The following is an 11,777-nucleotide window of genomic DNA, read 5'->3' on the forward strand; positions in this document are numbered from 1 at the left end:
TTACCGCTTCGTATTTGCCTCACTAACAATATTTAAATATTGTTGCAGTACTTCATCAGACTCTGCTTCTGGGCATAACCTTCAGGATATAAATCCTCAGAGCTTCAAAAGTAACAATACCAATCAGGTGTTTACCATCCACAATAATAAGTAAGTTAATCTCAGTGGTGTCACCAAAAAAAGCAAAACCATTAAATTCGATACTCATATAATTTATATGTTTGGAGTACATAAAGAAAGGCTAGAATACCTCCAACAAACTTATTTAAAAAAATGAGTTTTATTCAGCGAATTTCTGATGGTTTTAACATGGCAGGTAAAAGAAATTAATAATCATGTATTCAGTGATTAAGCGACTTTGGTTACTTATTAGATGCTTTTAGTTACTGTTAGCTTTGGTAGGATAAATATTTACAGGGGCTTATTTCCATAAAAATAGATTAAATAATTCGATTGTCTTTCACTAAAGCGCGTCGTATATTTTTACACAGTTTACCAAAACGGTTAAGTTCATCAAAAGTTGGACTATTACCTCTGTTGATTTCATGCTCCCAATAAACTACCTCTGTATCAACTAATTCCATTAATTTTTTGGTGCAAGTCGTACAGCTGTTATTGGGACTGCATTTAAATGTATCTTCTTGGTAGAGAGGAAAATCAGCTTTTACAGCATCAATAATAGTTTGCATTGCAGTTATTCTATCGGGCTTTTTATTCACGAGCTTAAATCCAATGATATTGTATTAATGTTTAATAACAATATTACTCCCAAAGAATAGGAATTTATGAAGCTAGATCAATAGAATATAAACTTTAGCTGGTCTGGTTTGAATTTAAACATTGAATATCTGAGTATGTAATCTCAATGATAAGTGACTAGTATGGTAATAAATAGCATCTAATCGTTTGAATCTTTATTGAAGTAATGCAATGTTATGATAAATAAGCTCTGCTCTGGATAAGCAATAAAACAGCGCATTTAAACAGGCGAAAATAGAGAGTAAAAACGTGTAACGAAGTGAAACCCTCTACTAAATTATCTGAAGAAAAAGGTTAACATTACGTATCGTTTGCATATTGTGCCGTTTACACCTTGTACCGTTTACATAGTCTTTTTGTTTATGAGTTTTGATGTAATCATATAAATGACAGTACTTTGTACAAGCAAAGAAAATGCCATTGATACCTCATACCAATCATAATAAAACGCTGAAGCATTGTTGCCTAATACACCTGTCGCATCAATGAGATGAAGCGGCCACACACAATATAAGTTTGATAGTTCGCCATCTAATACCATCAACAAAAATAACGTTATCACTGAAAAAACAAATGAAATTGTAAAGACCTTCACTAGCAACACTCCATATTGACGCGAACAAAAAACAGATTGTTAGACAGAAAATATCCCTGTTTATAATGGATAAATAAAGCACCTAATCTGTTTTAATTTGATATCACAATAACAATTTTAATTAACTAATCAAGAAGTTAACAAGCAGAATAAAACCTGAATCATATCTATAAATAGAAAATGTCGATTAACATCAAAAATATGAAGCCACATGAGTACTGTGCAAAGATATATTTAAAGTAAAAGTAGAGAGAAAGAACTTAGAGAGGCACTATCTTTGTTGCTAGAACAGTGAGATCGTGAGTGAATCAAGAGCGGTTGACGACTGCCAACTGCTCATTTTTAGAAGAGCTACTAGTCTAGAAGCTACCGCTAACGTTAATAGTTATTTATTCGTTATTTATTCGTTATTTACGACGCCAAAATAACCCTGCGATACCTAATGAAAAGATAGCTAGAGTAGATGATTCAGGAACCGATGTTGCTTCTTCTTCAAATCCTGTATATCTAACTTGGGATTGAGATGAGTTAAAGAAACCAAAGTTACCAGCATCATTGTTTAAACCTGCAACACTGAATATATTTTCATCACTAAATGTGCCGCCATTAATAAAAATATCTATCGAGGTATCAGTATAGTTTAAAGTAAAATCATACGTTGTATTATCAGTCCAACCACGATCATCACCATAATCAGTAGCAAGAACATCGATACCATTACCAGTATGACCCCATAAAGAATCCAAATTAGTCACATCAGCACCCGCTGATATTTTTGATAACGTGAATCCTGCTGAACCAATGTTATTGGAATAATCTTGTGTGCTTTGTTTCCAGTCAAAAAGGTAAAAGTCATCGAGACCATTATAACCAAAAACAAACCCTATAAAGTCATCATCATCTTCCGTTTCAACGCCAAATGTCCCTGTAAATTGATTATTGATAAAAGAGTCATCACTAATAAAGAAAGTAGGATTACCGTTAATAGTTTGTAATACAGACGTACCGTCAGCAGCAACATTCCAATTTCCATTTGAACTACCTGCTTGATTCCAAGTATTGAGGTCTATAGCACCAGCATAAGCAACACTAGCAGAAAACATTAATCCTGATGCAAGTACATTTATTAATTTCATAAGACATCCTTTTTATTTTTAAGGCTAATAAAACCTAAGAGAGGACAAACAAAGCAAATATCGCGCCAAAATATAAACAATTAAATATCAACAACTTAATTTTATTTAAAAATAAAAAGTGAATAATATGTAAATTTATTCGACATAAGTTTATTACAAAAACTATCTTAGATGGCTGTATAATCTACGATTAAAAGTCATACATTTTTTTAAAGCCAAAGATCGGCTGCAAAATAAAGTATCTACGAAATATAAATTAAAAAACGTTGTAAATTATAGTTTGGATATACAAAGTACGGCATAAGGAAACATTGTTCAGTGCACTGGTTTTTGGTTCGTTATTCATTTTGGGAAAAGGTTTGGATGTCCGATTTTACTCATTTTTCGTATTTCGAGAGATAGTTCGTCTACGCTCACCCAGTCAGTTTTATCCTTATCAACAGTACTTTCGCCCTGTCAGCGACCAAACTTTCTTTTATCAGAAAAGACCTATACCTACAAAGAACTCAAAGAAACTGGCCACCGAATCATTTTCTCATCCAAATCATACTGCGCTTTATAACGCACCGACTCTTGCTGTCCATCCATGTCTAGAACGAGCCTAAGCCAAACGTCCTGTTTGGCTTTGCTAAAAGCACTGAATGATTTGGGAAAACTCAACGGTGAGAATTGGATGTAGCCAGATTGTGTAAGATTTTATCGTAATAGTATTATTATCAAAAAAGAGAAAGACAAGATCTGCCCCTATTACTTTCACTTTTCTGGCATTACCAAGTGATCTGACATAGTAAAGTGCACCTGAAAACCCTAAACGTAAAGGACGACTCATGCACACTCCTATTTATCTTTTGGAGAATCCAAAATTCCTAATCTACATAATTAAATAATGCAAAATGAAAGACCTTACCCCATTCTTTTTATGAGGTTAAGCAACAACTATGTTGATCCATGTAAAATAAACTCTGTTTATTATTATTTTCTGTTAACTCAAGCTTTTTATTTACATAAACTAAATCTGCAAAACCCTGCTCATATTTTAATTTAATTGGCTGTATATCATTGTGTTTACACTCTCCAACAAGAAAACGATATTCTCGCTGATATGAGTATTTACTCGATTTACAAATAGCGTTCCAATCATTTGAATCTTTAGAGTAACTTACCAATTCATATTTTAATTTGGTTTTTGTAACCGTAGATATACGACTTACAAATTCTGTAATATTATTTGATTCCATAAATACATAGTTACAACCAAATTCAATACGTATGCGATTAATATCATCAAACAACTCTTTCAGATCTGCGTCAGTATCTGGTACAGTCAAAGCAAACCAGCAATGCATCCAACTATCTTTATGATCACCACGCTGTAACGTCATACTTTCAATAGACGACAATTCTCTACCGTCAATAAATAAGCTACAACTATCATCACCTCTACTTTTCCTAAAGGCACTAACACAAGATTCATTAAGGTCTGAAACGCCTGTGGACTCTGATAAACGATAAAACTCAGGTGTATTACAATAAAACAAGCCTTCAACGAATTGATTGAGCTTATCCATATCTCTAAAAAACTTGATAATACCAACCATCTCACATCCTCATAACACCGTTTTAAGCGGCAAATTGCAGTTGTCTAAAATAAGTAAGGCTCGAACAAAAAGCCAACTGTAATTTGTCCGACTTAAAAACACTTGTAAAGTGCCGATCACCTTCAAAACTTTTAAAAATATTGTAAAACTTCAACTTTAGTTAGTGCAGTTGGATCGCATGTATATTCAAACTCTTCCATCTGCTCGGCACTATGCTTGTTTGGTGATGACAGCACTGCTCCCTTAGGCGCATAAGCTTTGAGTAATACACCGCCGGATTCAATAGAGTTTAACCCACTAGCAAACATTTCAGCGACGCTACGTTTTGGAGTCCAGCAAAAACCAATTTTATTCTGTTCATGTAAAAACCTACACTCACCACGGTATAAAACCAAATCATCACCATCATATTTTGGTAATGAAACTCTAAGGATCTTAAGTAAAAGTGAATCATCTGCTACTTTACGTCTTATATGACCACCATTTTCTGTCCAGAGAAGATGTATTTTATCTCTTTTAAAATCAAGAGAATCAGACCTTTTTAATATAAAACTAAAAGACTGAATCCAAATATCCCCATCGATATCGAACGTATAGATACCGCGAATAAACTTACGTGCAATTTCTTCAGATAATTTCACAATTCAATTGCCTTATAAGGTTTTAATTAACACTCTTAAGTTTACCTAAATAAACTTTATGTGTTTTTGAAACATCAATAATTTTGTACTTTGTCAAGCCATACAAACAACCAACACGAGTATGCCCCTCAACTAAATGTAATTCTATTTCTGGCTTCCCTATTATTTCACCTTTAATAAATATAGGAGGTGTAACCCATGTTCCGAATTGCTTCCAGTGATCTAAAACATCTTCTCTACAATCAATTGCTGCATCGCCAATTTCGTCATAGTGGGAAGCATCTTCTGCAACTTCCAGAATAAAGTCAGGATGGGTAGCAGAGCTACCTAAATTAAGAATTTTACTTGCAGGTATTTCTAAGAGCTCCCACTCAATCAAGTTTAAGTCTATTGCTCCATATAACTCTTGAAATTGAAATTTATCGCTATGATCTACATAAAACTGTTCAATTACTGATTTAGGAGCTTCAATTTTATATTCATCTTGCAGTTTCTTAACCGACTTTTCAGTTTCAAAATTTATAAAATCAATATTTTGTAAATCACTAAATTTCAACGCATCCCCTAGGCACTTTACAGCGTAATTAAGCAGAAAAACCCCGTATTTTTGGTAGAAATACGGAATACATTAATTTGTTAAAATTGAACTAACCATACGCTCATAAGATCTAAAATCAAAAGCTTAAGATTAGAAAGCAAAACTTAATCATGTGGATAGACAGAATCATTCTGTATTAACAACGGAAATGCAGATTGATATCCACTTTTTATATCAAGACATAATTAATTTATAAACAAGGGAAGCTAATACTGAAGAATAATAAACACCTAGAGAGCAAAAAGGCTCATCACTTTTCAGTCATGAGCCTTTTCTAATGTTACTGAAACGAAAAAGGGCTTCTCAAATGAGAAGCCCTTTTTCTTAATGTGGCGGAGGAGGAGAGATTTGAACTCTCGGAGAGCTATTAACCCTCGCTGGTTTTCAAGACCAGTGCATTCAGCCGCTCTGCCACCCCTCCGCAGAACGAGGCATATATTATAGAAACTGAGATAAAAGCCAAGTACTTTTTTACAATTAATGATCGAACGCTGAATTTACGACCAAACAGAGTGAGTTATAATCAATCGTTTTATAAAAAGTAATCAATCGTTATTCATTCAATTAAAACAATATGATTTAGTGAATTCATTGATGCTGGTTTATTGAAATAGCTACGTTGGTTTATCGAAATAATTACATTGGTTTATTAAAATGCTTAGCATTGCTTTATCGAGGTAACGTTAAAATAACGCCTGATATATTCGAGATAAAGACCAAAAGGTCGACTTACCATCACCATCAATAGTGAAGATGAAATAACAAGGCTAATTATTTCGTTAATATCTGCTCCAGCAATGGCTAATGTGACGATATAAATAGGCAATTGAAATAACATGAATGCTAAAGCATCAATCACTGTTTTATATAAACGAGTATTAGGTTGTGTCCATTTAAAAAAGAAATCACGCCATATTGCATAAGGTCGAGCAGTTAATACCATCATAGGGATCATGATCAAACGTGTAATGAACACTTCGCTAGGATCCATTCCTGCTATAAACAACTCAGTACTAGCGGCAATAACTGTAAAGAAGATAATAGTGGCGAGAGTATCAATCATAAAACAACGCATCTTCATTATTCTATTTCCCTTGATTGTTAAGTGTTATTTCAATATTTAATCATGAAGTGTTTATCTTAGGTATTGATTCATTTCAATGCCTGTCATTAAAAGGATTTATGTCATTCACAATAAAGTACATGAGAAAAACAGAGTGCTCAATTTAGCATATAAAAATTAATGGCAGTAAAAAGTTAAATTGGATTGTTAAGGAAGTGATAATTAAAAACAGTGATGACATTTTAAGCGAAAGATAGAAAGGGAAAAATGGAAAGCGATTTATAATCGAGTAGAAACGAAAAAGGGCTTCTCAATTGAGAAGCCCTTTTTCTTAATGTGGCGGAGGAGGAGAGATTTGAACTCTCGGAGAGCTATTAACCCTCGCTGGTTTTCAAGACCAGTGCATTCAGCCGCTCTGCCACCCCTCCGCAGAACGAGGCGTATAATAAACAAATTGAAAAAAAAGCCAAGTCTTTTTTTAATTTATTTTCAATAATCGCTAAATAAGATTAATTTTTCACATTTAAGCTATTCAACCTTTAATTCAAAGGCAATCACCTTTACTATCTCATCACAAGTTTATAAATGTTAACGCTTTTATTATTTTTTCAAATACGTTTTCTTTAAGCGCCTTATTGCTATTCATTGAAGGTTTCAAGTATGTTCCAAGACAATCCATTATTAAATCAACTTAAACAAACAATGCAGGACAAAATACCTAAGCGTACTGGTATTGTTAAAGCATCTGATCGTGGATTTGGATTTTTAGAAACTGACAAAGGCAAACGTTTCTTTATTGCACCCAGTGATATGAAAAAAGTATTACACGGTGATCGCATTAATGCAGCAATTACAGAAAATGGTGATAAATCATCTGCTCAACCAGTACAGTTAAAGCAAACCGATACCACTGAGTTTGTTGCGCTGTTATCAATCAGTGATAAACGTGTTTCTATTAAAGCGAATAACCCTTTATTAAATGCCTTCTTTAAAATTAAAGGGGCAATGCAATTAGCTAATAAAGGTTATAACAATGGTGACTGGGTCACTGTTAAATTGCTGACTCATGCGTTAGATGGAAATGGTTTCTTAGTTGAAGTCGTTGAAAAAGTGGCTGAATATAACGACCCTTTTGCTTATCGCTTAATCGCGGTTGCCACTCACAAGCTACCGAATAAAGCACCTGATTTTGACCATCCTTGGCAAGTAATTGATCCTGAACTTGATCGCCGAGATCTCACTAAGCTCCCTTTCTTCACGATTGATGGTGTTAACACGCAAGATATGGATGATGCCTTATACGTTGAAGAAAACGATCAAGGTTGGGCATTAACAGTGGCGATATCAGATCCTTCTGCTTACGTGCCAGAACAAAGTGAAATGGATAAAGAAGCACACAAACGCTCTTTTACGCTCTATCTACCCAACTTTAATGTCCCTATGTTGCCACGTGATTTGAGCGATAGTTTATGTTCATTAAAAGAAGGTGAAAAACGCGCGACTATTTGTTGTACGTTACAAATTGGCCAAGGTGGAGAGATTATTGGTGAGCCGGAATTCTTTGCTGCCTGCATAAAATCACATTTCCGTCTTAATTATAATGATGTGTCTAATTACTTGGAAAATGATGAATTGGCAGAAGGTCAATGGAAACCAAATAAGCAATTAAGCCAATTATTAAATGTCTTAGATAAAGCGACAGCAGCTCGTCATCAATGGCGTTGTGACAATACCATTGTGATGAAAAGCCAACCAGACTACACTTTGAAGCTAAATAATAAAGGCGAAGTGTATGAGATTCTCTGTGAACCTCGCCGCACTGCGAACCGCTTAGTTGAAGAGTCGATGATTGCTGCTAATGTTTGTGCTGGTGACTTTTTAGCAAAACATAAACAAGCCGGTGTATTCAATGTTCATTCAGGTATCGCAACGGATCGTCTAGGTAAAGCGTCTTCATTATTGGCTGAATACGGTATTACAGTTGAAGCCGCTTCATTAGCCACTCTTGAAGGTTATGTGAAAATGCGCCAAGAAGTCGCTGAACTACATAATGCTTATTTAGATCACCGCCTACGTCGTTTACTTTCTTACGCAGATACTTCAGCAACACCTGCACCGCACTTTACAATGGGTGTAAAACATTATGCAACGTGGACATCCCCTATTCGTAAATATGGCGATTTAATTAATCATCGTTTAATTAAGTCTGTATTAACACAACAAGCTTCTACACCGGTTGACCCAGAGATAGGCGCTCACTTGAATGAAGCGCGTAAATCACAACGCATGGCTGAACGTGATGTTAACAATCTACTTTATTGTGGTTATTTAAAAGACCAAGAAAATTCGGATTGGCGTTATAAAGCTGAGATATTTGATATCGTTAAAGCAGGTTGTCGCGTTCGTGTGCAAGAAAATGGCGCGACTTTCTTTGTACCGAGTAGTCTATTGGGCAAGTCATCGGCAGATGCGAAGAAGATAGAATGTGTTCGTGAGCAAGGTGTAGTGAAAGTCGCCGATCAAATTGAATTGCAATTAGGTGATGTGATTGATGTGATGCTGACTTCTGTTAAACCTGAATCTCGTCAATTAATTGCTAAACTGGCTGATCCACTAGGTTAAACAGGGTTTCATTCTTTTAAAACACACCTCTAATCAGTTGATCTTTAAGATCGACTGATTATCCTCTTTTTTTGTGAACGACAAAAAGCGACTTTGTTAAACTCTATGGTACAATAATCACAATTTAACATTCCAATACTAGAGATTTTTTCTTGAAGCCAATAACTCCCCACAAAGACCGCAATTTATTTTCATATCCAAAATACAAAAATAGATCTGCTAAAGCAGCTCCATTTTTACCTATGTCACGTAAAGAGATGAAACAGCTTGGCTGGGATAGTTGCGACATTATTATAGTCACAGGTGATGCTTATGTGGATCACCCTAGTTTCGGAATGGCTGTCATTGGTCGAATGCTTGAAGTACAAGGTTTCAGAGTCGGTATTATCGCTCAACCTGATTGGCATTCAAAAGATGCATTTATGGAGCTAGGTAAGCCTAATTTATACTTTGGTGTGACTGCCGGTAACATGGATTCAATGATCAACCGTTATACGGCTGAAAGAAGACTAAGACATGATGATGCTTACACGCCAAACGATGAAGGTGGTAAACGTCCAGATCGTGCCGTTGCTGCTTATACGCAACGTTGTAAAGAAGCTTACAAAGGTATTCCCGTTATCATTGGTGGTATTGAGGCGAGCTTACGTCGTATAGCACATTATGACTATTGGTCTGACAAAGTACGTCAATCTGTTTTGTTTGATGCAAAAGCGGATCTATTAATTTACGGAAATGCAGAACGTCCGCTAATTGAAATTTCACACCGTATTGCACAAGGTGATGATATCAAAACCATTACCGATGTACGTGGTAGTGCTTTCTTAACCAATTCAGCGCTTCCTGGATGGACAGGTATCGATTCACGTAGTGTCGATAAGCCAGGGAAAATAGATCCTATCTATAGCCCTTATCAAGATTTAAGTGAAAAATGTGATACGGCGAAAGATGAAAGCGATGCTGCTGATGAAGCATCAGACATCACTAAAACAGCGCAAGTTATCCAAATGACACCGCATAAAGGCACGCCGCAAGAAGAGCGTGAAAAAAGATGGGAAGAAAAATCTAAAGCTTGGTCAACGACTTATATTAACTTACCGACGTTTGAGCAAGTGAAAGAAAATAAAATGCTGTATGCACATGCATCGCGTATTTTTCATCAAGAAGTTAACCCAACCTCTGCAAAAGCATTAATGCAAAAGCATGGTAGTCGCGCTATCTGGTTAAATCCACCAGCAACACCTTTAGAAGAAAGTGAAATGGATGGTGTGTTTGGTTTACCTTATGCACGTGTTCCGCACCCAAGTTATGGTGACGCTAAGATCCCTGCTTACGATATGATAAAAACATCCATCAATATTATGCGAGGCTGTTTTGGTGGTTGTACTTTCTGCAGTATTACTGAGCATGAAGGTCGCATAATACAAAGTCGTTCACAAGAATCTATCATCAATGAAATTGAAGACATTAAACTCAAAGTACCTGGGTTTACTGGCGTCATTTCAGATCTTGGTGGTCCAACGGCTAATATGTATAAGTTACGTTGTAAGAGTGAAAAAGCCGAAGCAACGTGCCGTAAACCCTCTTGTGTATGGCCAACTATTTGTGGTCACCTCGATACAGATCATACGCCAACCATTGAGCTATACCGCGCTGCACGTAGAGTACCTGGCATTAAAAAAGTACTCATTGCATCTGGTGTACGTTATGACTTAGCGATTAAAGATCCTGAATATGTTAAAGAACTCGCGACGCATCACGTGGGCGGATATTTAAAAATAGCCCCAGAACATACCGAAGAAGGTCCATTAAATAAAATGATGAAACCGGGTATGGGTAGCTACGATAAATTTAAAGAGCTATTTGATCATTACTCGAAATTAGCGGGTAAAAAACAATACCTCATTCCATACTTTATTTCCGCTCATCCGGGTACTACGGATATGGATATGGTCAATCTAGCGATGTGGTTAAAAGAAAATGACTTTAAGTTAGATCAAGTGCAAAACTTTTATCCTTCACCGCTAGCGAACGCGACGACCCTTTATCATACTGAGATTGATTCTTTACGTAATGTAAAACGAAACAGTAAATCAGTGTCTATTCCTAAAGGAACGATTCAGCGTCGATTACATAAAGCAATACTGCGTTATCATGATCCTGATAATTGGCCAATTATTCGTGAAGCACTCATCAAAATGGGATTAGATAAAACCTTGATTGGTAGCAAAGCGACTTGTTTAGTACCCAAAGAAACACGTGCGGAAGTGATGAATAGAAATGCTAACAAAGCAAAAGCGCCTTTAAAAGGTAAAGTTACTCCAAAAAATCAAGGTAAAGTGGCTAATAATAAACGTACGCCTAAAGCTAAGTTTGGTTCTAAACCTGCAACAAATGGTAAACAAGGGTTAACACGCTTTAGTACAAATCAGTTTAAAAAATAGTTAATCAAAATAAATGATAAAGTAGAGTTATCATTTATTATGCAAAAAAAGCGTTAACTTTTAATTAAGTTAGCGCTTTTTTTTAATAAAAATTTATCTCGTTTTTCATTAGAAATTCAATAACAATATTTGTCCCTTACTTTATCTCTGCACATCCAGGCACAACAGATACAACAGATACAACAGATAAAGATGGTTAATTTAGCGCTATGGTTAACACCGCATAATTTTACATTAAACTAAGTAACCTCAATTCTGCTTAAGGAATTGAACTAAATGCCCACCTAGCGATCAGATCTTTCGACCAAGAACGATTTGAAA

General features: G+C 35.5%; 10 protein-coding genes and 2 tRNA genes. 2 read left to right on the forward strand and 10 right to left on the reverse strand.

What is annotated here, in order from left to right; translation table 11 throughout:
* Positions 1–440: 440 nt before the first annotated feature.
* From Q0794_RS08340 to Q0794_RS08385, 10 genes are all read right to left on the reverse strand, one after another.
* On the reverse strand, positions 441–719 hold the full coding sequence (locus tag Q0794_RS08340; RefSeq protein WP_298941275.1) for a hypothetical protein: 279 nt from the start codon (positions 717–719) through the stop codon (positions 441–443).
* 383 nt (positions 720–1,102) lie between these two features.
* Positions 1,103–1,354 carry a hypothetical protein gene (locus Q0794_RS08345; protein ID WP_298941276.1) on the reverse strand — a complete coding sequence of 84 codons (252 nt, stop codon included), beginning with the start codon at positions 1,352–1,354 and terminating at the stop codon, positions 1,103–1,105.
* 407 nt (positions 1,355–1,761) lie between these two features.
* Positions 1,762–2,490 carry a PEP-CTERM sorting domain-containing protein gene (locus Q0794_RS08350; protein ID WP_298941277.1) on the reverse strand — a complete coding sequence of 243 codons (729 nt, stop codon included), beginning with the start codon at positions 2,488–2,490 and terminating at the stop codon, positions 1,762–1,764.
* Positions 2,491–3,118: 628 nt separating this feature from the next.
* On the reverse strand, positions 3,119–3,319 hold the full coding sequence (locus tag Q0794_RS08355) for a hypothetical protein (RefSeq protein ID WP_298941278.1): 201 nt from the start codon (positions 3,317–3,319) through the stop codon (positions 3,119–3,121).
* An 88-nt stretch (positions 3,320–3,407) separates the two neighbouring features.
* Positions 3,408–4,088, reverse strand: a complete 681-nt coding sequence (locus tag Q0794_RS08360) for a hypothetical protein (protein ID WP_298941279.1) — start codon at positions 4,086–4,088, stop codon at positions 3,408–3,410.
* 131 nt (positions 4,089–4,219) lie between these two features.
* Positions 4,220–4,729, reverse strand: a complete 510-nt coding sequence (locus tag Q0794_RS08365; protein WP_298941280.1) for a hypothetical protein — start codon at positions 4,727–4,729, stop codon at positions 4,220–4,222.
* Between the two features lie 22 nt (positions 4,730–4,751).
* Positions 4,752–5,285, reverse strand: a complete 534-nt coding sequence (locus tag Q0794_RS08370) for a hypothetical protein (RefSeq protein WP_298941281.1) — start codon at positions 5,283–5,285, stop codon at positions 4,752–4,754.
* Between the two features lie 372 nt (positions 5,286–5,657).
* A tRNA-Ser gene (locus tag Q0794_RS08375) sits at positions 5,658–5,748 on the reverse strand.
* Between the two features lie 237 nt (positions 5,749–5,985).
* The gene (alaE, locus tag Q0794_RS08380; RefSeq protein WP_298941282.1) at positions 5,986–6,408 is read right to left on the reverse strand and encodes an L-alanine exporter AlaE; all 423 of its coding nucleotides are present in this window, start codon (positions 6,406–6,408) and stop codon (positions 5,986–5,988) included.
* 319 nt (positions 6,409–6,727) lie between these two features.
* Positions 6,728–6,818: transfer RNA gene (locus tag Q0794_RS08385), tRNA-Ser, on the reverse strand.
* A gap of 232 nt (positions 6,819–7,050) precedes the next feature.
* Here Q0794_RS08385 and Q0794_RS08390 point away from each other — a divergent pair.
* On the forward strand, positions 7,051–9,012 hold the full coding sequence (locus Q0794_RS08390; RefSeq protein WP_298941283.1) for an exoribonuclease II: 1,962 nt from the start codon (positions 7,051–7,053) through the stop codon (positions 9,010–9,012).
* Positions 9,013–9,254: 242 nt separating this feature from the next.
* The gene (locus tag Q0794_RS08395; protein WP_298941284.1) at positions 9,255–11,456 is read left to right on the forward strand and encodes a YgiQ family radical SAM protein; all 2,202 of its coding nucleotides are present in this window, start codon (positions 9,255–9,257) and stop codon (positions 11,454–11,456) included.
* The last annotated feature ends 321 nt before the right edge of the window (positions 11,457–11,777 follow it).

The sequence above is a fragment of the uncultured Psychromonas sp. genome, from assembly GCF_947489755.1.
In the GTDB taxonomy this organism is placed as follows: domain Bacteria; phylum Pseudomonadota; class Gammaproteobacteria; order Enterobacterales; family Psychromonadaceae; genus Psychromonas.